The following is a 22,670-nucleotide window of genomic DNA, read 5'->3' as shown; positions in this document are numbered from 1 at the left end:
ATGAAAATAGATAAATTAATGAATGTAGCGACAAAAATGTTAGATCAAGCTTATGCTCCTTATTCACATTTTCATGTCGGTGCTGCTTTGTTGACGACCGATGGTCAAATTTTTGGTGGTTGTAATATCGAAAATGCTTCATATGGATTGACTAATTGTGCTGAACGAACTGCTATTTTTCAAGCAGTTGCAAATGGTTGTCAAGATTTTCAAGCGTTGTTAATTACCGGCCAAACCGGTGGCCCGATTGCGCCGTGTGGTGCTTGTCGGCAGGTGATTAGTGAATTTTGCGATCCACAAATGCCTGTGATTTTAACTAATCAAGCGGGTGCTCAGCAGCAAGTCAGCGTGGCGCAATTGTTGCCAGGAGCTTTTTCGACAGGAGATTTAGCAGATGACAAATAGTTTTCGTTCAGGTTTTGTGGCGATTATCGGGGCTCCGAATGTCGGAAAATCGACTTTTATGAATCGAATTTTGGGGCAGGAAATTTCTATTATTTCGCCAAAAGCGCAGACTACGCGAAATAAGATTCAGGGGATTTATACTGATAGTCAGCAGCAGATTATTTTTTTGGATACACCAGGAGTGCATCAACCGAAAAATAGTTTGGATCAGTATATGGATCAGGCCGCTTATTCCGCTTTAAAAGAAGTGGATTTAGTTTTAATGATGGTTAGCGCTCAAGCAGCGCTTGATGATACTGCACATAAGCTTTTGGATAAGTTGAGTGCGTTAAATGTACCTGTTTTCTTGGTAATTAATAAAATTGATTTGATTAATCCTGACAAACTGTTGCCGTTGATTGACCAATATAATAATTTATTGAAATTTACGGAAATTTTTCCCATTTCGGCAACACAGGGTAATAATGTACCTGAATTGCTGGCAGCGATTGGGCAAAATTTACCGGAAGGACCGCAGTATTATCCAGAAGATCAATTAAGTGATCATCCTGAATATTTTGTGGTGGCTGAAATTATTCGTGAAAAGATTCTTGAGTTGACGCGTCAAGAAGTTCCGCATTCTGTGGCGGTGCTTGTGGACCAAATGAATCAACGGCTTAATAATAAACTTCAGATTGAGGTCACGATTTATACGGAACGTGATAGTCAAAAGAAAATTTTGATTGGTACCAAGGGTTCAATGTTGAAACAAATTGGAATTCGTTCACGAAAAAAATTAGAAGATTTATTAGGTGAGAAAATTAATCTGAAATTATGGGTGAAGGTCCAAAAAAATTGGCGCGAGGATCCATTATTTTTAGCACGCGCTGGCTATGCCTTAAAGGATTTGAAATAGTTGGTTTTAAAACGCAATCAAAATTTTGCTGGACTAGTTTTACGAACGCAAGATTATCATGAGAATGACCAATTAGTTTGGCTATTGACAGATAAATTTGGAATTAAAACGTTCTTGATGCGCGGTGTCAAAAAAGTGAATGCGAAAAATCGTTCTTTGAGCTTGCCTTTCACGTATGGAAATTATCAAGGGGTGATTAATGAACATGGTTTTTCTTACTTGACTGCGGCGTTGAAGTTACAGCAATTCCAATATTTGATACAAGATATAAAAGCTAATGCTTATGTGACTTATCAAAATGATTTGCTTTTGCGTGCCTTTGATAAGCAACTTGTTTCGCAACATTGGTTTACACAAATTTTGACAGCGCAAAGACTTGTTAATCAGCAATTAGATCCTGAAATTATTACTAATGTTCTGGAAGTTCAATTGCTGAAGCCGTTTGGGGTTGCACCTAATTTACGAAGCTGTGTGATCGGTGGTGAAACGCAGGGAATTTTTGATTATTCTTTGAGTTTGGGTGGACTTTTGTGTTCGAAGCATTGGTCACATGATGAACACCGATTACATTTGATTCCGAAGACGGTTGCGTATTTACGTTTGTTTGCAAGCTTAGATTTACAGCGTGTGGGAAAAATTAGTGTGTCAGAAAATGTAAAAGTACAGTTACGGAAGACGTTGGATCTACTTTATAAAGATAATGTGGGCGTTTACCCTAAAAGTAAAAAATTTATTGATCAGATGTATCAATGGCAATTATAAAATTGTAATTTGAGGTGAAAGTTATGAATGAGTTGGTTGCTAGAATGGCTAATCATGCTTCGGTACGCCAGTTCAAAGATCAACCATTGTCTACGGAAATTAAACAGGAATTGTTGACGGCAGCGCAGAGTGGTGCCTCATCGAATTTTGTGCAGGCGTGGACTGTTTTAGAAATTAATGATAAAGCGGTGCGCTCTAAGCTGGGACAACTTGCTCATTGTGAGCCATATGTGTTGCATAGTGGTGTTTTTTATGTTTTTATTGCTGATTTATATCGGCAAAAGATTTTGTTAGAACAGCATCATCAAGATATTGCCAGTTTGAGAAATTTAGAGTCGTTGTTAGTTAGTGTGGTAGATACGACGATTAGTGCTCAAAATATGGTGATAGCCGCCGAACAAATGGGGCTCGGGATTTGTTATATTGGCGGTCTTCGTAATGATTTATTCCAAGTTAAGCAATTATTAACATTGCCAGAATTGACAGTACCATTATTTGGATTAACCATTGGGGAGCCTTTGAGTCAAAATGAAGTTAAACCGCGACTACCTCAAGCTAATCAAGTTGCAATTGATGTTTATCCACGACAACAATTTACTGATTTGTCAGCTTATGATCAAATAACTGGGGATTACTATCAAAATCGGACTCAGAATAATCAACAGACAAATTGGTCACAGAAGAATTTAGCTTTTTTCAAAGAAATTAGACGTCCAGAAGTTAGTCAATTTATTAAAAAACAAGGCTTTGTACTATAAGGTTGAGTTGACAGTGGTGTCTAAAATGCTAAAATGAAAGTGATGATTCAGCGAGTGCGGATAGTGTGAGCGTGCAAGTTAATGGTGAATTACAAGATTGATAATTAAGAGCAGGTTAACAGCCTGAAGTAGGGTGGAACCGCGATTTAAGTCGTCCCTATGCAATTTATTTAGATTGCATAGGGCTTTTTTTATGGAATGAGGTTAAGTAATTGACAAAAAAATTAAATGTGCAAGCAATGATTTTAACATTGCAACAATTTTGGAGTGCCAAGGGTTGCATGTTGATGGAGTCTTATGACACGGAAAAAGGTGCAGGGACGATGAGTCCGTATACTTTTTTGCGGGCGATTGGTCCGGAACCTTGGAATGCAGCATACGTTGAACCATCTAGGCGTCCCGCTGATGGTCGTTATGGCGATAATCCGAATCGTTTGTATCAACATCATCAATTTCAAGTGGTTATGAAACCAGCGCCACTAGATATTCAGGAATATTATTTAGATAGTTTAAAAGCTTTAGGGATTGAACCTTTGGAACATGATATTCGTTTTGTCGAAGATAACTGGGAAAATCCATCGATGGGCTGTGCCGGTGTTGGTTGGGAAGTTTGGCTAGACGGCATGGAAGTTTCTCAATTTACGTATTTCCAACAAGTTGGAGGTCTGACAGCCAAGCCAGTAACTAGTGAAATTACGTATGGTGTAGAACGTTTAGCGTCATATATTCAAAATGTAGACTCGGTGTTTGATCTGGAATGGGGTAACGGCGTTCGCTACGGAGATATTTTTAAAGAACCAGAGTATGAACATTCGAAATATGCGTTTGAAGAGAGTAATCAAGAGATGTTATTACAATTTTTTGATGAATATGAACATGAAGCCAAGCGTCTAATTGACTTGGGTTTAGTGCATCCGGCGTATGATTATATTTTGAAATGTAGCCATACTTTTAATTTATTGGATGCAAGAGGGGCTGTGTCTGTGACGGAACGGGCAGGCTTTATGCATCGAATTCGTTCGATGGCACATCAAGTAGCTCAAGCTTTTGTGACAGAACGCCAAAAACTTGGGTTTCCATTATTAGATGAAGCAACACGTCAAAAAATCTTAAAGGAGCAAGCAAATGACTAAGGATTTTTTATTAGAATTAGGATTAGAAGAAATGCCTGCTCATGTGGTCACTCCCGCAGAACAGCAGTTAGTCCAACGCATTAGTGACTATTTAACAGAAAATAATTTGGCACATGGTCAAATTGAACAATTTTCAACACCACGTAGATTGGTTGTCTTAATTCATGATGTTGCTGATAAACAGCCTGATGAAGATGTCGCGGTCAAAGGTCCGGCGAAAAAAATTGCACAGGATAGTGAAGGCAATTGGAGTAAAGCGGCGCAAGGCTTTGTACGAGGTCAAAAATTAAGTACTGACAACATTTATTTTCAAGAATTAAAGGGTGTGGAGTATGTTTATGTTAAAAAGCATACTCCAGGACGTTTGGCAGCCGAAATTTTGGCTGGTTTAACTCAACCATTGTCTGAAATGACTTTCCCGACAAGAATGCGCTGGAATAAATTTGATTTTGAATATATTCGGCCTTTCCATTGGCTGGTAGCCTTGTTGGACCATCAAGTTGTCGATATGCAATTATTAAATGTGAAATCTGGCAATCAAACGCGTGGACATCGTTTCTTGGGAACAAAGATTATTACATTGAGTCAAGCAGCTGATTATCAGCAAGCCTTGGCCAATGATTTTGTTATTGTGGATGCTAACAAGCGTAAGCAATTAATTCAAGAACAAATTCAAGCGCTGGCTACAGAGCACAACTGGTTAATAGACATTGATGACGATTTGTTAGAAGAAGTTACGAATTTGGTTGAGTATCCGACTGCTTTTGCAGGGCAATTTGATGAAAAATATTTAAAAATCCCTGAAGAAGTATTGATTACTTCCATGAAAGATAATCAGCGTTACTTTGATGTGCGAACGGCTGACGGAAAATTAGCACCTTATTTTATTGGCGTGCGTAATGGCAATCAGGAACATTTAGCCAATGTGATTGCTGGGAATGAAAAAGTTTTGGTAGCACGCTTAGAAGATGCAGCGTTCTTTTTTGAAGAGGATCAAAAACATTCGTTAGATGAATGTGTAGCACGTCTCAAACAAGTAGCGTTTCATGATAAAATTGGTTCCATGTCTGAAAAAATGCAGCGAACCCGGATTATTGCTGATTTATTAGCACAAAAATTTGAATTATCTGATCAAGAGCGTCAAGATTTGTTACGGGCAGCTGATATTTATAAGTTTGATTTAGTGACAGAAATGGTTGGCGAATTTGCTGAGTTACAGGGTGTGATGGGTGAAAAATATGCGTTGATCTTTGGCGAAAGACCAGCTGTCGCTCAGGCAATACGTGAACATTATCAACCAATTTCGGCTGATGGCTCTTTGCCACAATCAAAAGTGGGCCAAGTTTTATCCATAGCTGATAAAATTGAAAGTTTAATGAGTTTCTTTGCGGTTGATTTGATTCCGACAGGTTCTAATGATCCCTATGGTTTACGTCGGCAAGCAACAGGAATTGTGCGAATTTTAGATCAAGAAAATTGGTCACTAGATTTTTATAAATTACAGTATTTGATTATGGAGCAATATCATCAATTATTGGCAGATAATCATTTTGATTATCAGGCACATCTAGGGCAAGTTGATGAATTCTTGGTGGAACGTGTACGTCAATTCTTATCGCAAAAACAATTGCCACATGATATAATTTTAACAGCTACTTCGGTATCAACAATTAATCCGGTGAAGATGATGCAAACAGCGCAAATTTTGGCGCAACACCAAGCTGATGCTCATTATAAAGAACAGATGGAAGCTTTGACGCGTGTGTTACGCATTGTGAAGAAGCAGTCTGTGGCAAATCCAGTTGTAGATACGACATATTTTCAGCATCCATCTGAACAAAAATTATTTGATGCTGTCAATGAGTTGCAGACCAACTTTGCACGACAAACCATTGAGCAGAATTATCAAGCTTTAGTAGCTTTGCAGCCGGTTATTACAGCTTATTTTGATGAAAATATGATTATGGATAAAAATGAACGAGTTAAACAAAATCGATTGAGTCAGTTGCAACTATTAGCGGATTTGATCAATAATTTAGCAGATTTGAACCAATTAGTAATTAAATAAATAATAGGTATAATGAAGAGCCTTTACACAAGTAGAGGTTCTTTTTTTGCTTCATATAGCGAACCTAAGTTCGTGTAACGACGATTTAGCTTTATAATAATTAAAGAAGTCTAAATCTAAGGAAGTGTCGTGAAATGGTTGACTATAAACAAATTTTTAAAGAAATGCTGCAAATGTTTGGTCCACAAGGTTGGTGGCCATCTCAAACGGATTGGGAAACATTGAGTGGTGCGATTTTAGTTCAAAATACGAATTGGCGAAACGCAGAAAAGTCGTTATGTAATTTACGTCAAAAGACGCAATTTGACCCACAAAAAATGTTAGGTCTAAGTTTGATGGAACTAAAAAATTTGATTCGTCCAAGTGGTTTTTATAATGCAAAAGCCCGGACCATTCAAGCAACATTGGAATTTTTTCAAGAGTATCAATTTGATTTCCAACGGTTGCTGTCAATATATTCACCCGCTCAATTGCGGAAAATGTTATTAACCATTACAGGGATTGGGAACGAAACTGCTGATGTGTTACTTTTGTATATTTTTGAGCAGCCCGTTTTTATTGCGGATAATTATGCCAAAAAACTTATTTCTGTATTAGAACAAAGAGATATTTTGAAAGACAGTTATCTAACAATAAAAAAATTCATGGAACAGCATTTGGCAGGATTAACAGTCAAGGAATTACAAGAATTTCACGCCTTAATTGATGAGCACGGGGCTGATTATTTAAACTTAAAGTATTTTGATAAAGAAATTTAGCCATTATCTTGTGAGTAGTTACCCGCGATATCATCAGTTTCAAATGCTGGATTAAATTGTTTGTGATAAGCAGCTTCATAAGCAGCAATTTTTTGTTGATAATCAATTTGCCTGTATTTTTCAGAAGCTTCGTTAACTGATAGGCTGGAATCAATATTAATTGTTTTTAAAACCATTAATTGATATTTAACTGCATGGGGATCTTTAGTTGTTGGTTTGTCGAAAATAGCAACAAAGCACGAAATAATAGGAACATGATTCTTTGCTGCGTAATAATAAGCGCCTCTTTGTAAGGGACGTGGTTTACGATAATTAAACCACATTTCACCTTCAGGAAAAATTAATAAAGGCAAATGGCGGATAAAATTGTGAGTTACCAAATTTTGAAAATCCTTTTTCATATAGGTAAAACTTTGGCTGATTGGAATTGTATCAGTATAGTTCATTAAATAACCCAAAATACCTGGCATCTTTAAGTTAGTTGGTTCAATCACGATTCCTAGCCGCTTAAGATTCAATCCTTGGCGGACTAATAAGCTGTCGATAGGATTGAAGTGATTACAAGTGATAATAGAAGGTCGTGGTAAAGTTTTCAAATTTTGGTTAGTTGTAACCTGTAAGCTGGGTTTTAAACTTGCAGCAGCAACATTCATGATTTTGCGAGCCAGATAATTATGGCGCTGATATTTGGTTGTTAACATTAATCTTTGAAATTTTCGAATGACCTGTTGTTCTTCATTCAGATCCATGACAGGATCATTCACTTCAACTTTAGCATTGAAATTATGTTGGTTTACTTTGGTGATAATGTTTTGAATCACTGGTTGGCGCTCACCAATATCAATAAAATGGTCAATCATCATAAGGCGATTTGGACTCCTTGCTCTGCACGATTACGAAAAGTATTCTCTGTTTTAGCAATCGTGACGGCTAAATTCATTAGTTCAGCAGCGTTTTGTTCATCCTGTTGAATAATTTTGGTATTGACATTTTGCAGTTGGTGCAATAACTGGTCATAATATGGCGTATCTTTAGCATATTTCCAAAAATATTTTTGGCGTGGAGCATCTTGGTAGTTCCAAGGTTTATTAAATAAATTCCAATGAATTAAAGCTGCTGGTGTTTCTTCGGGAAAAGTCGTCATCACATTCCAGGTAGGATCTAGATAAAGAATTTTATTTTTAGCAATCGCATTTAAATAATCTTGATCGGGAGCGAGACTGCGAAAATGATACTGATTGAGTAGTTTAAAGAAGTGATCAGCAAAACGATATTCACGTAAAGCTTGGAGATCCATAAGCAAAACCCCCGAATTAACATATTTATTACCCGCCACGCCAATAGCTTGTTCAGCATAATTAAATGTTTCAGGATTTTCGGTAATAAAGCGGTCCACAGCAGCGCCAATCCAATTATCACCCAGCGGTAAATCAAATAAAGTAGCAATATCTTGATTAACTACGGTATCAGCATCCAGATAAATGGCCTTTTTGAATTGTGGAAATAATTCCGCGATAAATAGGCGGAAATAAATGGTATAAGTAAAATAATCTGCACGTAATTTATTATTTTTATCGGTAATCTGTTGTTTAATTTGCTCGTTAATCGAAACAAATTCTAATTTAATATTGTCTTTAGTCAAAGTTTGTAATTTTAGTTGATTATCATGAGACAAATCGTCGCACAGTACGATAATATGATAGTGACGTTTGGGATCACTATTTTGAATAAGGGAATTGATGGCAACTGCTAAATACGGTGAATAATGGTCATCAACTGAAAAAAAGATGGGAACTTCGTGATTAAAATTAGTCATTTTATTTATTATGCCTTCTTTGCTGATAATTGATATAATTAAAATTACTAGCACGACTACGTCCAATCATGGCTTGGCGTATATCATGGTAGAGTTTTCTTTGATTTTGTTTGACTTTAAGTTCTCTTGTGACGTAAAAGGGACCATCTAGATAAGATATCATTTGAGGTCTTCGATAACAACGTTTTTTTTGATAAGTTGTTGTTAAACTAAAACTCGGAACTTTAAGTGTGGCTGAATAGTGGAAGCTGGCTTCTACAAAGGGCCTAATTTTAGTGAAATAAGGCCAAACATGTGCCTCAGGGTAAATAAAAATTAACTCATTGTGCTGCAAGTGATATTTGACTGCCTGATTGAATTTACTAAATTGTGTTTTACCATCAGGAATCACCAAAGCGCCTGCAAATGTAAGGAGTTTGCCAATGATGGGAATTCCTAAGTTAGCTTGGTCGCAAATGATATATGGTCGTTTGGGAAAGGCTACAAGAAAGGGCAGTAAAGCATCACCTAGTGGTTGGGTATGATTACAATAAACAATCCCACCTTTTTGATTATTATGCCGCAGTTTGGCTAAGTTTTTAAACTTTAAATGTAACCAACCATAACAATAAATAAAACCCAAGATAACTACTAAATAAGAAAATGTTTGTGAAAGGAAACGATAAACTAAATTATGATGTAGCCAACGATGGTTACGTTTCAGTTTAGCAGATTGGTTTTTGGAAACAATCACATCGTCGCTGTAAGATTGGTAATAGATAGTCTTCGAACGCGTCATAGAATTATGATCCTTTGTAATAAATTTTAAAGAGTTGCTTTACTTTCGAGTGTGGATTCATTTAAGATGACAAGGAATGTTTTTAATCACTAATTAACAGGAGTAACCATCATGCAAAGTTTTAGTAGTCAAAAATTACGGAGCAGTTACCATAATTTAATGACATTAATACATACAATTAAACCAAATTATTGGCAATTGATTGTCGGAATCGCCTTGGGGACGATTTCGATTTTGATTCAATTAGTGGTTCCGGTCATTGTCAAGCAATTGGTTGACATGGTTCAAAAATCACTAGCACATGTAGATGTCCGCTTGGTCATTTTAGGTGGCGGGCTTTTTTTATTGAGTACCCTGATTGGGGCTGTTTCGGGTAGTTTTTTAGGCTTTTTTGGGGAAGAAGTCGTATTCAAGTTACGGCTGAAACTTTGGAATAAATTGCTCAATGTTCCTTTGGGCTATTTTGATCAAAAACAATCTGGCGAAATTGCCTCACGTATCACTAATGATGCTAACCAGGTGAAAGATTTATTGGCGAATTCTTTACCAAAGATGTTGACTTCTTTGTTGCAATTGGTGGGTGCATTGTTATTTATGTTGGCCATGGACTGGCGCTTGACAATTGTTTTATTTATTGCAGTTCCTTTGTTAGTGGTCATTTTGCTACCAGTTTTTCATCGTTCCACCAAAATTGCCAGTCAGCGTCAGAATTTGTTGGCACAATTTAACGGTAAAATTAGCGAAATGATTGGCGAAATCACTTTGGTAAAATCAGATAATGCGGAAAAATTGGAGTATCAGAGTGTTCACAAGCAATTACAAAAATTATATCATGTTGGTCGCTTGGAAGCAGTCTATGATGCGATCGTTGGTCCCGTGACGGGAATTGTTATGCTGGTAACGATTGTGAGTATTCTATTATACGGCGAAGTGCGGATTAAAATGGGCACACTAGATATGGGGACACTCTTGGCTTTTATGATGTATTTGGTTCAATTAATGGTTCCTTTTACAACTTTAGGGCAATTTTTAACAGATTTGGCTAAAGTAGATGGTTCAACTATCAAAATCCGAGCCTTACTTGATGAATTAGAGGAAGATCAGACTAAAGGACAATTAATTGATTATCAGGCGCAAGAATTGATTTTTCAAGATGTGAAATTTGCTTATCCTGATGGTCGTCAGGCACTCAACGGATTAAATTTACAAATTCAGCCACAAACGACGGTGGCCTTTGTTGGTCCGTCTGGTAGCGGCAAAACAACTATTTTTAATTTGTTAGAAGGTTTTTATCAACCACATCATGGACAACTACAAATTGGCACTACGAATTTAAAAGACGTTAATTTAGCATCTTGGCGCCAGCAATTAGGTTTGGTTGATCAAAATTCTGCGGCAGTGACCGGAACAATTCGGGACAATTTAACTTACGGTTTAACAAAGCATTATTCTGATCAACAGTTGTGGCAAGCCTTGACTTGGGCTAATGCCAAAGATTTTGTGAAACAACTGCCTCAACAATTAGCTTCTTCGGTCGGTGAACATGGGATGAATTTATCGGGTGGGCAAAGGCAACGTTTAGCAATTGCACGTGTTTTTTTACGAGATCCCAAAATTCTTTTACTAGATGAGGCAACAGCTAGTCTAGATTTAGAGTCCGAAACATTAATCCAGAAATCACTTCAGCAATTAATGGTCGGACGGACTACCTTAATCATCGCCCATCGTTTGAATACGATTATTAATGCGGATCGAATTTATTTTGTTAAAAACGGTCAAGTGCAGAGTTTTGGAACGCATACTGAGCTTTTGCAAAATTATGCACCTTATCAGGCCTATTTTCAGGATCAATTTTTGAAGTCAGCAGCCAACTAAATTAAAGTTAAATATTCCAGAAAAACATCTTGATCATCGGCAGTTAAGTCTAATTGAAAGACTTTGTCAACCTCCCATGGTTTGACAGTGACAGTATGGATCACTGGCCACAATTTCCAATTGGTGGAAAAATGTTGAAAGACAGTTTCGGTTGTCACACCATGTTGTTCATTAAACTTGGATTGCGTCAGACGTTTGGTGTGAGCAAATTTATTAATTGCTGATTGATCAGGCATAATTAATTTGTGGCGTCGACAATAAGTGCGGCATTTTGCAAAAAGCCCTGTTTGGCGGATGTAGTTCATGTTCAGCAGTAGCATTCCCGAGTTCAGGTAATCGAATTTTTGCCAATGGTAATGAAAAAACCAGCGCCCATAATAATCTAGGACTCCGACTAATTCAGTATCTGTTAATGATTGATTATAAAAATCCGTGAAATCATGATGACAAATAACGTCAGCATCTAAGTATAAAAGACGACTGGGAATTTGCGGAACCAAATCAATGTACAACCGTAACATACTGTATGGTGTAAACATTGTGTTTAAGTTAGCAATAGGAGGATATTTGTTAAAGATTGCTGTCAAATCAATTTTGGTGAGAGTATGTTGCGGATTTTTTTGATGCAATACATTCGTTAAAAAATCCACATGTTCATCGCTAAAAGCTTGAAATTTTCGCTTTTTATTTGTTAAAGATGCTGTAACAAGATAAAAGTTACAGGCGGTTTTGGTATGTTTAGTGATGGATAACAGAGATAACAAAATGCCGTGAAACATTTGATCATCGCCACAGTATAAAATATTGATGCTCAAGACCTCCTTGGGGGTTGACTAACTTAAAACTTTTAGAGCGCCCCATATAATTAAAGTGATCAATTACTTACTCAAAGATATAATAATAATATATTTTGTCTTCAAAGACAATCAATTAAAGTTATATCTAAATTAGTTTTTAGCGTTAAAGGGATGGGCTTGACCCTTAATTTCATGTTGAACATGGTTAAACATGTCTGCTAGTAATTCAACAATGTGGGGGTCGCTGACTTGATACAAAATCTGCACTCCTTGACGCTGGCGGTCGACTAGTTGATAGTGATATAAAATGCCAAGTTGTTTGGAAACAATCGGTTGTTCAGAATGTATATTTTGCACGATGGTGGAAACATTCACAGGGTTGGCTTGTGTCATTAAGAAATAAAGGATTTTTAAGCGGGTCACATTGCCTAAAATTTTATAAATTGTAGCAATTTCAGTTAAAAAATCTGTATTAGAAAATTTTTTTTGCATAATCTATCCTTAAATTATTGAAATTATTTTATTAATTAGACCACTATCCCAAAAAACGTAGATTCCAACGCCTAAATAAACAATTTTAGTCACTATTTCGCCATATTTGGTCATCAATCTTTGCACGATATGATGGTCACCAATTATTTTCACGATTCCGACTATAATGCCAGCAATTAACACAACTAATCCTAACACGATTAAAAATTGTAAAAAACTAACTGTGGTCAATAATGGCAGGAAAAGGGACAAATTACAGCCACCACAAACTGTTAAAAAAGTAATTAAGGTCATGATGATTGGAGAACGCAGAAGCTGATTATTGGGTGGCATTGAATCATTGTCATGGAAGGCTAGATAAAGTGGAATACAGCCGAGCAATCCCAGAATCCATTCTGGTAATAAAATCTGTAAAAAATGTCCTAAAATAAAACTTAAACCTAAAATAATGATTAAGCCGCTCCAATAACCGATGAGCACAGATTTCCATTGATATTTGTGCAATAGCATTAACAAGACTAAGAAAAAATCAGTATTAACACCTATAAAACTGAAAATAATAACTGATAGATTCATTGAGTAACATCACTTTCATTTAAAAAACAATCAGATTATATATCTAATTTGATATATAATCAATGAATTGTAGACGGCTATTTTGCAATTTAAAGTTAAAACTACTATACTATAATTTAATATCGGGTTTAGTAGTCACATTTTTAGTGTGGCTACTTATTTTCACGAATTGGGGGAAAATAATAATGGCGAAAATTCCGAGTGATGTGATTGAAAATGTTCGCCAAAAGACCAACATTGTTGATATTATTGAACCCTATGTCCAATTAAAAAAGTCGGGACAAAATTTATTTGGTTTGTGTCCTTTTCACGAGGAGCGGACGCCTTCATTTTCCGTTTCAGAAGAGAAGCAAATTTTTCATTGCTTTAGTTGTGGTCGTGGTGGTAATGCTTTTAAGTTTTTAATGGAAATGGAAAGCATGACTTTTCCAGAAGCTGTGCTGAAAGTGGCGGAATTAAGTGGTGTTTCGTTACCCGCTCAATATAGTCATGACTCTCACGCGGTAGATAATTCACCATTGACGGCTTTAAAACAAGATTATCAAACCGTTCGTGATTTTTATCATTATATCCTTTGCAAAACAGCGGCTGGCGAGCAAGCATTGAATTATTTGCATCAGCGGCAATTAAGTGATGAAACGATTGATCATTTTCAAATTGGTTACGCTCCTGCGGCTAATAATACCTTGGTTGATTTGTTTCAGAGTCGTGAGAAAAATTTGCAGGAATTGGTGGACTCGGGTTTATTTGCTCAGTCTGGTCAAGGTAAGTTATTTGATCGTTTTCGTGATCGTGTTATGTTTCCGATTAATGATCAAAGTGGTAGCCCGATTGCCTTTTCGGGTCGTATTTTGCAAATGCCAGCGCAAAGCGATCAACCAGTTGCTAAATATTTGAATAGTCCAGAAACCAAAATCTTTAATAAGAGCCAAACTTTATTTAATTTAGACGAGGCTAAGCGGTCAATTCGCCAATTAGGTGAAGTTATTTTATTTGAAGGTTTTATGGATGTCATCAGTGCTTATCAAGCGGGAATTGAAAACGGTGTGGCTTCCATGGGGACTAGTTTAACTGATCAGCAACTTTACACGTTAAATCGTTTAACTAAGCGTATTGTAATTTGTTATGATGGTGACGATCCTGGGATTAAAGCGGCTCTTCGCGCTATGAAATTATTACGAGAAACAGATTTTGAAGTAGGAATTGTGATTATTCCCAGCAAGCAAGATCCTGATGAATTTATTAAAAGTCAAGGTGCCCAGGCTTTTCAAACGTTGGTTCAAAAAAAGTCTTTGACACCGACGGCGTTTATGATTGAATATTTGAGTCAACAATACGATTTGACCAATGATGGTGCCAAAGTTGATTTTTTAAACACAGCTTTAGAATACGTGGTAGTGGATAAATCACCAGTTGAGCGAGAACTATATATAAAACAACTAGCTCAACGCTTGAACGTGTCAGTTCGTTCAATTCAGCAAGAAGTGGCTGACAAAGAGCGCGAGCAAGTGATTTTACAACCTGCAGCAGATTATGGTGTCAGTCAAAGTCAAGAACAGTCGCAATTGGAAGCACAAACGTCGACTTTACAAATAAATAAAACAGAGCAGTCAGAGCGCAATCTATTAAATATTGTTTTTCAAAATCCCGATGTTATTTCTGTGTTGGATCAGTGGCCGAACTTTAGTTTTGTACATGAACAGTATCAAGATCTGTTTGATTATTGGGTGCGTTACTGTTTAATGAATGCACAACCATTGATTGCAGATTTTATGGATGAAATTCCGGATCGTCTTCGGAGTTTAGCCAGCACGATTGAGATGATGTCTCGTCCAAGAGATTATTCTGATGAAGAAATTAATGATTATATAAATAATATTATGTATGATTATAAACAGCAGCAATTGCAGCAATATCAAGCACAAGTTAAACAAGCAGCCCAAATTGGTGATGTTCAACAAGAGCTAGATTTGACCGTCCAATTGGTTCAGTTGCGTCAAGAATTAGAGCAATTGCAGTAACTGTCATGGAGAAATAGAAGTTGAGGGGTGCTAATGGATGGCAGAAGATAAGAAAAAAAAGAGTGTTATCAAGTCCAGTAAAGAATTAGAGCGGGCTACCAATGAGTTGGTGAAATCTTATAAAAAAATTGGTAAAATTTCGGAACAAGATTTGACCGAACAGCTCCTGAAGCCTTTTGCCTTAAAGGGTGAATCAATTGTGGAATTAATTGATCATTTGTCAGAAAAGGGCGTCAGCGTGGTTGATGCCAAGGGTGAACCTAGTCAACTTGCTTTAAAGAATCAAAAAGAAGTCAGTAAGCATGAATTGAAGGATATGTCGGCGCCAACGGGAGTCAAAATTAACGATCCCGTGCGGATGTATTTGAAAGAAATTGGTCGTGTTCCGCTGCTCAATGCGCAGGAAGAAGTCGCTTTGGCTCAACGAATTGAGGACGGCGATGAAGAGGCCAAGCAGCAGTTGGCAGAGGCTAACTTGCGTTTAGTTGTTTCTATTGCTAAACGTTATGTTGGTCGTGGCATGCACTTTTTGGATTTGATTCAAGAAGGCAATATGGGTTTGATGAAAGCTGTTGAAAAATTTGATTACCGTAAGGGATTTAAATTTTCCACGTATGCGACTTGGTGGATTCGCCAAGCAATTACGCGTGCAATTGCTGATCAGGCACGGACGATTCGGATTCCGGTGCATATGGTTGAAACGATCAATAAATTGATTCGGATTCAGCGCCAGTTATTGCAGGATCTGGGACGAGAACCTACGCCCGAAGAAATAGGTGCAGAGATGGATATACTGACACCAAAAGTGCGGGAAATTTTGAAAATAGCCCAAGAGCCAGTTTCTTTGGAAACACCAATTGGTGAAGAGGATGATTCTCATTTGGGTGATTTTATTGAAGATAACGGAGCCACTAGTCCAGAAGATCATGCTTCATATGAATTGTTGAAAGAACAATTAGAGGATGTTTTAGATACGCTAACGGATCGCGAAGAAAATGTTTTGCGCTTGAGATTTGGTTTGGATGATGGACAGACCAGAACATTAGAAGAAGTTGGTAAAGTTTTCGGAGTTACGCGGGAGCGGATTCGGCAGATTGAGGCTAAGGCTTTGCGGAAGTTACGTCATCCATCACGATCCAATCAACTCAAAGATTTTTTAGATTAATTGGAGATATACTTTTCTTTTTTTATGCAAGGTTGGTATACTGTTTAAGCATGTGTTTGCAAGATGATAATTCAAAAATCTCCGATGTGTTAGGCATTAGTGAATGAAATAAGGAGGATTTTCATGGCTGATACGAAAAAGAAAAGTGTTGTCAAGTCCAGTAAAGAATTGGAGCGGGCCACGAATGAATTAATCAAAGCTCACAAAAAAGATCAAAAAATTGCCGAACAAGATTTGACGGAACAGTTATTAAAACCGTTTGACTTGAAAGGTGATTCACTCAAAGAAGTTATTAATCATCTGGTAGATAAGGGTATTAGTATTGTTGATGAACATGGTGATCCGAGTCAACTTGCTTTAAAAAGCCAAAAAGAAGTTAAGAGCCATGAGTTGAAAAACATGTCAGCACCAACGGGAGTTAAAATTAATGATTCGGTGCGGATGTATTTGAAAGAAATTGGTCGTGTTCCGCTGCTCAATGCGCAGGAAGAAGTCGCTTTGGCCCAACAAATTGAAGAGGGCAGTACCATTGCTAAACAGCAGTTGGCAGAGGCTAACTTGCGTTTAGTTGTTTCTATTGCTAAACGTTATGTTGGTCGTGGCATGCACTTTTTGGATTTGATTCAAGAAGGCAATATGGGTTTGATGAAAGCTGTTGAAAAATTTGATTACCGTAAGGGATTTAAATTTTCCACGTATGCGACTTGGTGGATTCGCCAAGCAATTACGCGTGCAATTGCTGATCAGGCACGGACGATTCGGATTCCGGTGCATATGGTTGAAACGATCAATAAATTGATTCGGATTCAGCGCCAGTTATTGCAGGATCTGGGACGAGAACCTACGCCCGAAGAAATAGGTGCAGAGATGGATATACTGACACCAAAAGTGCGGGAAATTTTGAAAATAGCCCAAGAGCCAGTTTCTTTGGAAACACCAATTGGTGAAGAGGATGATTCTCATTTGGGTGATTTTATTGAAGATAACGGAGCCACTAGTCCAGAAGATCATGCTTCATATGAATTGTTGAAAGAACAATTAGAGGATGTTTTAGATACGCTAACGGATCGCGAAGAAAATGTTTTGCGCTTGAGATTTGGTTTGGATGATGGACGGACCAGAACATTAGAAGAAGTTGGTAAAGTTTTCGGAGTTACGCGGGAGCGGATTCGGCAGATTGAGGCTAAGGCTTTGCGGAAGTTACGTCATCCATCACGATCCAATCAACTCAAAGATTTTTTAGATTAATAATTCTATTTAGGGCCGCTTTAGGCGGTCTTTTTTAATGAAAATGGAGAGCGTGGTGTTATAAATGGTGAAATTATCTCGGAGGTTGCAGGTCATTGCGGATCTAATACCGAAAGTTAGTTGTGCGGCCGATATTGGTTCTGATCATGCGTATATCCCGATTCATTTAGTACAGAATCAACAGATATCGACTGCGATTGCCACGGAAGTCGCAGTTGGTCCATTAACTGTGTCACAAAAAGATATTCAGGCTGCCCAGTTGCAAGATGTTATTGCGACGCGTTTAGGTGATGGTTTGGGGGCTTTAGCGCCAACAGATCGAGTTCAGGCAGCTGTCATTGCGGGGATGGGTGGTCAACTGATTAGTCAAATTTTGGAGCGTGGTCAAAAACAATTACGTTCCATTGAGTGTTTAGTTTTGGAACCAAATAATGACGAACCGCAGGTTCGACGATGGTTGAATCAGCATCATTTTGCGATTCTTGAGGAAGAAATTGTCCAAGATGGCCACCATATTTATGAAGTTATTAAGGCGCAAAAGCAGTCCAATGTGGCAAAGCTGACCCCCATGCAAATTTTATTTGGGCCCATCTTATTGCAGCAAAAAAGTGCTATATTTCAAAAAAAATGGCAGCATAAATTAAAGCAATACCAAATGATGTATAATAATTTGCAACAGGCTAAGAAGCCTGATTGTCACAAAATGCATGGAGTTCGCCAACAAATACAACAAATTGAGGAGATTCTACAATGATCACTGGTCAGGAATTGGTGCAACGCATTGAAAAATTTTCACCGTTGTCATTGAAAATGCACGATGATCCTACTGGCTTACAAGTAGGTGGTTTATTGCAACCTGTACATCGGGTGTTGACAACTTTAGATGTCCGTCCTGAAGTTGTTCAAGAAGCAATTGAATTAAAAGCTGATTTTATTTTAGCGCATCATCCTTTAATGTTTCATCCAGCTAAGAATTTGGATATCTCAGTTCCACAAAATCAGATGTACGCGGATTTATTGACACATCAGATTACGGTTTATGCTGCGCATACTAATTTGGACCGAGCTCCTGTCGGAATGAATGATTGGTTGGCACAGTCGTTAGATTTACAAAATATTCAACCGTTTAATTTTGATGAACAACAAATTGCTTTAGGCCGCTTTGGTTCCTTGCCCAAAAGTTTAACAATACAGGCGTTAGCTCAAAAGTTAAAGCAAGTTTGGCAATTATCAGGAGTTCGAGTTATTGCTCACGATTTGGCTGATTCAGTGCGCACAGTGGGTATTATTGGTGGAGATGGTAGTAAATTTTACCCAGAAGCATTAAAAGTACCATTAGATCTTTTAATTACGGGTGATGTATACTATCATACAGGGCATGATCTACTAGCCAATCATCTGCCAGTTATTGATCCGGGACATCATGTGGAATCTATTTTTAAGTATGAAATGAAAAAACTATTAGATCAATGGAACGAAGAGTGCCCCTTTTTTCAACTAACGGTGATGGCATCTCAATGTAATACTGATCCTTTTACTTTTCTTTAAGAGAGGTTGAAATATGGAATATACACGTTTGATCCCGCGCTTTTTGAAATATGTTCAACAAAATACACGTTCAAATGAATTGTCTGACACAATTCCCACGACAAAAAATCAGGTGGCTTTTTTACAAAATTTACGACAAGAATTGGAAAGTTTGGGTTTAAGTCAAGTGAAATATCATGACAATAATGCTTATTTAACCGCCACTTTGCCGAGTAATTTGGATTATGAAGTGCCAACAATTGGCTTCTTGGCTCATGTGGATACCGCAGATTTTAATGCTGAAGGTGTAAATCCCCAAATTGTGCATCAGTACGATGGCAAAAGCGCAATTAATCTGGATGCTCATGGTAAATATGTCTTGGATCCTGCTGTTTTTCCAAACTTGAAGAATTATCAAGGCCATGATTTGATCACTACCGATGGTTCTACTTTATTGGGAGCTGATGACAAAGCTGGCGTTAGTGAAATTGTCACGGCGATGGAATATTTGATTCAACATCCAGAGATTTCCCACGGTGAGATTCGCCTAGGTTTTAGTCCTGATGAAGAAACCGGTAAGGGTGCTAAAAATTTCGATGTCTTGGATTTTGCGGCAGATTTTGCCTATACGGTGGATGGCGGCTCAAAAGGGCAGTTAGAATATGAAACGTTTAATGCCGCAGCGGCCCGTATACAGATTACGGGTAAAAATGTTCATCCAAGTATGGCAAAAGATGTGATGTTGAATGCTAATTTGGTGGCAATAGAGTTGCAAAATTTATTGCCGGCTCAAGAAGTGCCCGAAAAAACAGCAGGTCGGCAAGGGTTCTTTTTGTTAACCGACTTTACTGGGACGATTGATCAAGCACGGTTGTCCTATATTATTCGCGATTTTGAGCGGGAAGGCTTGGAACAACGGAAACAACTATTGCAGCAGGTTGTTGATCAATTAAATAACAAATATGGGGACAAAGTTGTTCAAGCAGAGATTTTTGATCAATACTATAATATGATTGAAGTGATGAAAAATCATTTGGATGTTGTACAATTAGCAGAACAAGCCATGAAGAATTTGGATATTGTACCGGATGAGGAACCAGTTCGTGGTGGAACTGATGGTTCCATTATTTCTTTTATGGGTTTGCCAACGCCTAATTTATTTGCGGGACCGGAGAACATGCATGGTCGTTTTGAGTATGTTTCGCAACAAGTAATGCAAAGCGCGGTAGATGTAATCCTAGAAATTATTCGATTAAATAGTAAGGGAGTTTAATTTATGCCATTAGTTCATATTGATTTGCTTGAGGGACGTTCACCAGAGCAATTAAAAAAAATGTGTCAAGATGTGACGACAGCTATTAGTCAAAATCTTGGCGCACCTAAAGAGCATGTGCATATTGTTCTTAATGAAATGCAACATGACCATTATGCGGTTGGTGGTGTTTTAAAAGCTGATGAAGAGCAATAAAAAAGCCATTTTCAAATGGCTTTTTTATTTGGAATTATTTTTACTAAGAATGGTCATTAATATATTGCAGTACTCGTTGTTTGTCCTCAGAACTGTAATTGGTTGAACCATTTTTGATTTGATGAATTTTTTCGACGGGTAAATGACTAGCAAAAGCAAATTGTGTATCTATTTGATTCATCTTTTTCTGGTACGCAATAATTAGTGTGGCTAAACTAGGTTCCATACTATTCCTCCTTATCAAAAAGCATTTAAAAAGTTTTCATATGATTGAGTGGCCAATAGCGCCATTTGACAACCCCAACAACTTTATTTCGTTTGATGAAACCGATATAGCGACTGTCTTTTGAGACACTACGGTGATCACCCATAACAAAATAAGAGTTTTTAGGAACCCGATTCGTTTTTTTCAATTGATTTAATTGGTCTTTAGAATAAATCTGCATATAATTAGAAGTTTTGGCTAAAGAACGCAAAGTAAAGTCACCAGTATCGGCATAACGGGTACCATAAACACCATCACTACCATCATCCACTAATTTTAATCCAGGCTTGAGATAATTTTGCTTTAATTTTTTACCATTAATATAGATCTGATTATTTTTAGCGACCACACTTTGACCAGGAGTGGCAATAATTCTTTTGATATAGAATTGCCCTGGTTCATCAGGTGCGTCAACAACAACGACGTCACCTTGATGCAGTTTACTGTGACGAAAGGCAATTAAACGATCGCCATCTTCAAAGGTTGGCTGCATGGATGTTCCTGAAACTCGAGCATTATCCAAAACAAAATGATTTAATAAGGTAATAATACCAAATAATATTGCTGCTAGGACAAGAGTTTGTAATAACCAAATGCCCCATTCTTTCAAACTACTAGGTTCAGTAGTACTTTTTTCTTTACTCATGATTAACCTCGCTCATAAATACTAGATATCCTTAAATTATGATACACTTTTCTGTAAAAAATATCTTCAAAAATTTTCAAATTTTGAATTGTGGGAGCTAATTTGTGTCAAACTTTGGTATTCACGGCAACTACATGTTTATGATACACTTTTTAAGAATACTAGGAAAATATAGAAAACTATTATGACACAAACAAATTATTTACAGCAATTAGCAAAGGCACGTCAGGTGTTGGAATTTGATCCAAAATTTTGTCATATATTTGATCAAATGCAGGAAACGGTGTCGGCTTATCAAAAACATCGTTTACCTGCGAGGAGCTTGCCTGAGTTAAAGTTAACAGAAGTTGATTTTGTACGATTAATGACTAATAAGCAATTTTTACCGCAGGATACTTGGGTTCAAAAGCAAACTTTTTTGACTGATTTGGCACGTTTCTTGGATGATTTTCGGCAATTTATTCAACAAGAATATGGTGTTTGGGCGATGATTAATCAACAAATGATGACTTGTTGGCAACAACAGTTTCCGCATCTGCGATATTTAGAGTTGATGGCGGGAAATGCGAGTTTAAGTTGGGCTTTGCGACAACAAAAACAAGCAGTCATTGCAACCGATGATTTTTCTTGGTCACAGCAAAGTCAAACAGGTCATGATACTTGGACGTCGGTTATCTCAATGGATGCTTTAACAGCACTGAACGAATTTGGTCATCAAGTAGATGTGGTGTTATTGTCGTGGAGTCCTGATCGCGAATTGATTGATTGGCAATTATTGCAAGAATTGCGTTCGTGGGTCAAGCCGCCTCAATTTTGGGTGATCGGCGAATATAAAGGTGCTACTAATAGCATGCAGTTCTGGCAACGGGCGCATTTGGATTATGACGCACGTTTGATGAAGATTAATCAATATTATCGTGGATTTGACTTAGTCAAAGACCATTTATTTTTAGTTAGGTGAATCTAATGAAACGAACAATTATTTTGAATTTTTTGATTGCAGTATTATTAATTTTTGCAGGATTCGCTGTTTCGCATAATGATATGCGCAATTATCATAATTTGATGGATCGGGGTAATATTCAAGAAAATGCATTGATTTACCCGACCAAGTCACACCAATCTATTCCGGGCGTGTTACGCAAGTTTGAAAAAGCAAATTTGAAAAAATATCAAATTTATTTTATCCAGAAAAAAATCCTGACTTGAGTTATGTT

The 22,670-nt window shown here is 37.3% G+C and carries 25 protein-coding genes; 17 read left to right on the top strand and 8 right to left on the bottom strand.

Annotated elements, in window-relative coordinates:
* The 7 genes from MOO45_RS04710 (at position 1) to MOO45_RS04680 (ending at position 6,779) form a co-directional block, all read left to right on the top strand.
* Entirely contained in the window at positions 1 to 405 is a 405-nt protein-coding gene (locus MOO45_RS04710; protein ID WP_249513801.1) for a cytidine deaminase, read from the top strand.
* The gene (gene era, locus MOO45_RS04705) at positions 395 to 1,300 is read left to right on the top strand and encodes a GTPase Era (RefSeq protein WP_249513800.1); all 906 of its coding nucleotides are present in this window, start codon (positions 395 to 397) and stop codon (positions 1,298 to 1,300) included. Before MOO45_RS04710 ends, era begins: the two co-directional genes overlap by 11 nt.
* Positions 1,301 to 2,062: a DNA repair protein RecO gene (gene recO / locus MOO45_RS04700; protein WP_249513799.1), complete on the top strand. Its 762-nt coding sequence runs from the start codon at positions 1,301 to 1,303 to the stop codon at positions 2,060 to 2,062.
* Positions 2,063 to 2,085: 23 nt separating this feature from the next.
* On the top strand, positions 2,086 to 2,820 hold the full coding sequence (locus tag MOO45_RS04695) for an NADPH-dependent oxidoreductase (RefSeq protein ID WP_249513798.1): 735 nt from the start codon (positions 2,086 to 2,088) through the stop codon (positions 2,818 to 2,820).
* Between the two features lie 212 nt (positions 2,821 to 3,032).
* The gene (glyQ, locus tag MOO45_RS04690; RefSeq protein ID WP_249513797.1) at positions 3,033 to 3,953 is read left to right on the top strand and encodes a glycine--tRNA ligase subunit alpha; all 921 of its coding nucleotides are present in this window, start codon (positions 3,033 to 3,035) and stop codon (positions 3,951 to 3,953) included.
* The gene (glyS, locus tag MOO45_RS04685; RefSeq protein WP_249513796.1) at positions 3,946 to 6,021 is read left to right on the top strand and encodes a glycine--tRNA ligase subunit beta; all 2,076 of its coding nucleotides are present in this window, start codon (positions 3,946 to 3,948) and stop codon (positions 6,019 to 6,021) included. The genes glyQ and glyS overlap by 8 nt, the downstream gene beginning before the upstream one ends.
* Positions 6,022 to 6,155: 134 nt before the next feature.
* Entirely contained in the window at positions 6,156 to 6,779 is a 624-nt protein-coding gene (locus MOO45_RS04680) for an endonuclease III domain-containing protein (protein WP_249513795.1), read from the top strand.
* Here MOO45_RS04680 and MOO45_RS04675 read toward each other — a convergent pair.
* The 3 genes from MOO45_RS04675 to MOO45_RS04665 are packed head-to-tail and all read right to left on the bottom strand — an operon-like array spanning position 6,776 to position 9,373.
* Complete coding sequence (locus MOO45_RS04675) at positions 6,776 to 7,642, bottom strand: 1-acyl-sn-glycerol-3-phosphate acyltransferase (RefSeq protein WP_249513794.1); 867 nt, start codon at positions 7,640 to 7,642, stop codon at positions 6,776 to 6,778. The genes MOO45_RS04680 and MOO45_RS04675 overlap by 4 nt on opposite strands.
* Positions 7,639 to 8,595, bottom strand: a complete 957-nt coding sequence (locus tag MOO45_RS04670; RefSeq protein WP_249513793.1) for a glycosyltransferase family 8 protein — start codon at positions 8,593 to 8,595, stop codon at positions 7,639 to 7,641. The genes MOO45_RS04675 and MOO45_RS04670 overlap by 4 nt, the downstream gene beginning before the upstream one ends.
* Position 8,596: 1 nt before the next feature.
* Positions 8,597 to 9,373 (bottom strand): 1-acyl-sn-glycerol-3-phosphate acyltransferase, encoded by a 777-nt coding sequence (locus MOO45_RS04665; protein WP_249513792.1) that lies wholly within the window; start codon positions 9,371 to 9,373, stop codon positions 8,597 to 8,599.
* A 111-nt stretch (positions 9,374 to 9,484) separates the two neighbouring features.
* Here MOO45_RS04665 and MOO45_RS04660 point away from each other — a divergent pair, with 111 nt between their 5' ends.
* A complete protein-coding gene (locus MOO45_RS04660) occupies positions 9,485 to 11,248 on the top strand; it encodes an ABC transporter ATP-binding protein (RefSeq protein ID WP_249513791.1) in 1,764 nt (587 codons plus the stop codon).
* Here the strand turns inward: MOO45_RS04660 and MOO45_RS04655 are convergent.
* From MOO45_RS04655 to MOO45_RS04645, 3 genes are all read right to left on the bottom strand, one after another.
* Complete coding sequence (locus MOO45_RS04655; protein ID WP_249513790.1) at positions 11,245 to 12,063, bottom strand: glycosyltransferase; 819 nt, start codon at positions 12,061 to 12,063, stop codon at positions 11,245 to 11,247. The two genes, MOO45_RS04660 and MOO45_RS04655, sit on opposite strands and share 4 nt — an antisense overlap.
* Before the next feature lie 132 nt (positions 12,064 to 12,195).
* Complete coding sequence (locus MOO45_RS04650) at positions 12,196 to 12,537, bottom strand: ArsR/SmtB family transcription factor (protein WP_249513789.1); 342 nt, start codon at positions 12,535 to 12,537, stop codon at positions 12,196 to 12,198.
* Between the two features lie 9 nt (positions 12,538 to 12,546).
* A complete protein-coding gene (locus tag MOO45_RS04645) occupies positions 12,547 to 13,113 on the bottom strand; it encodes a cadmium resistance transporter (protein WP_249513788.1) in 567 nt (188 codons plus the stop codon).
* Positions 13,114 to 13,298: 185 nt separating this feature from the next.
* Here MOO45_RS04645 and dnaG point away from each other — a divergent pair, with 185 nt between their 5' ends.
* The 7 genes from dnaG to MOO45_RS04610 all read left to right on the top strand — a co-directional run bounded on the left by dnaG (position 13,299) and on the right by MOO45_RS04610 (position 20,542).
* Positions 13,299 to 15,134, top strand: a complete 1,836-nt coding sequence (gene dnaG / locus MOO45_RS04640) for a DNA primase (protein ID WP_249513787.1) — start codon at positions 13,299 to 13,301, stop codon at positions 15,132 to 15,134.
* 37 nt (positions 15,135 to 15,171) lie between these two features.
* Complete coding sequence (gene rpoD / locus MOO45_RS04635; protein WP_249513786.1) at positions 15,172 to 16,299, top strand: RNA polymerase sigma factor RpoD; 1,128 nt, start codon at positions 15,172 to 15,174, stop codon at positions 16,297 to 16,299.
* A gap of 123 nt (positions 16,300 to 16,422) precedes the next feature.
* Complete coding sequence (gene rpoD, locus MOO45_RS04630) at positions 16,423 to 17,547, top strand: RNA polymerase sigma factor RpoD (RefSeq protein WP_249513785.1); 1,125 nt, start codon at positions 16,423 to 16,425, stop codon at positions 17,545 to 17,547.
* 64 nt (positions 17,548 to 17,611) lie between these two features.
* Positions 17,612 to 18,301, top strand: coding sequence for a tRNA (adenine(22)-N(1))-methyltransferase (locus MOO45_RS04625; RefSeq protein WP_249513784.1), 690 nt, complete (start codon positions 17,612 to 17,614; stop codon positions 18,299 to 18,301).
* The gene (locus tag MOO45_RS04620; RefSeq protein ID WP_249513783.1) at positions 18,298 to 19,095 is read left to right on the top strand and encodes a Nif3-like dinuclear metal center hexameric protein; all 798 of its coding nucleotides are present in this window, start codon (positions 18,298 to 18,300) and stop codon (positions 19,093 to 19,095) included. The genes MOO45_RS04625 and MOO45_RS04620 overlap by 4 nt, the downstream gene beginning before the upstream one ends.
* Positions 19,096 to 19,108: 13 nt before the next feature.
* Entirely contained in the window at positions 19,109 to 20,347 is a 1,239-nt protein-coding gene (gene pepT, locus MOO45_RS04615) for a peptidase T (protein WP_249513782.1), read from the top strand.
* A 3-nt stretch (positions 20,348 to 20,350) separates the two neighbouring features.
* Complete coding sequence (locus tag MOO45_RS04610; protein WP_249513781.1) at positions 20,351 to 20,542, top strand: 2-hydroxymuconate tautomerase; 192 nt, start codon at positions 20,351 to 20,353, stop codon at positions 20,540 to 20,542.
* 43 nt (positions 20,543 to 20,585) lie between these two features.
* On the opposite strand, the gene MOO45_RS04605 is transcribed toward MOO45_RS04610, so the two are convergent.
* Together MOO45_RS04605 and lepB are read right to left on the bottom strand one after the other, a co-directional pair.
* Complete coding sequence (locus MOO45_RS04605) at positions 20,586 to 20,768, bottom strand: LBP_cg2779 family protein (RefSeq protein WP_249513780.1); 183 nt, start codon at positions 20,766 to 20,768, stop codon at positions 20,586 to 20,588.
* A 25-nt stretch (positions 20,769 to 20,793) separates the two neighbouring features.
* The gene (gene lepB, locus MOO45_RS04600) at positions 20,794 to 21,453 is read right to left on the bottom strand and encodes a signal peptidase I (protein WP_249513779.1); all 660 of its coding nucleotides are present in this window, start codon (positions 21,451 to 21,453) and stop codon (positions 20,794 to 20,796) included.
* A 184-nt stretch (positions 21,454 to 21,637) separates the two neighbouring features.
* Between lepB and MOO45_RS04595 the strand changes: the two genes are divergently transcribed.
* Both MOO45_RS04595 and MOO45_RS04590 read left to right on the top strand, forming a co-directional pair.
* Positions 21,638 to 22,414, top strand: a complete 777-nt coding sequence (locus tag MOO45_RS04595) for a hypothetical protein (RefSeq protein ID WP_249513778.1) — start codon at positions 21,638 to 21,640, stop codon at positions 22,412 to 22,414.
* Between the two features lie 5 nt (positions 22,415 to 22,419).
* The gene (locus MOO45_RS04590; protein WP_249513777.1) at positions 22,420 to 22,662 is read left to right on the top strand and encodes a hypothetical protein; all 243 of its coding nucleotides are present in this window, start codon (positions 22,420 to 22,422) and stop codon (positions 22,660 to 22,662) included.
* Positions 22,663 to 22,670 lie beyond the last annotated feature (8 nt).

This window comes from Bombilactobacillus folatiphilus (assembly GCF_023380265.1).
Lineage (GTDB): Bacteria > Bacillota > Bacilli > Lactobacillales > Lactobacillaceae > Bombilactobacillus > Bombilactobacillus folatiphilus.
This window is presented reverse-complemented; position numbering and strand designations above follow the sequence as displayed.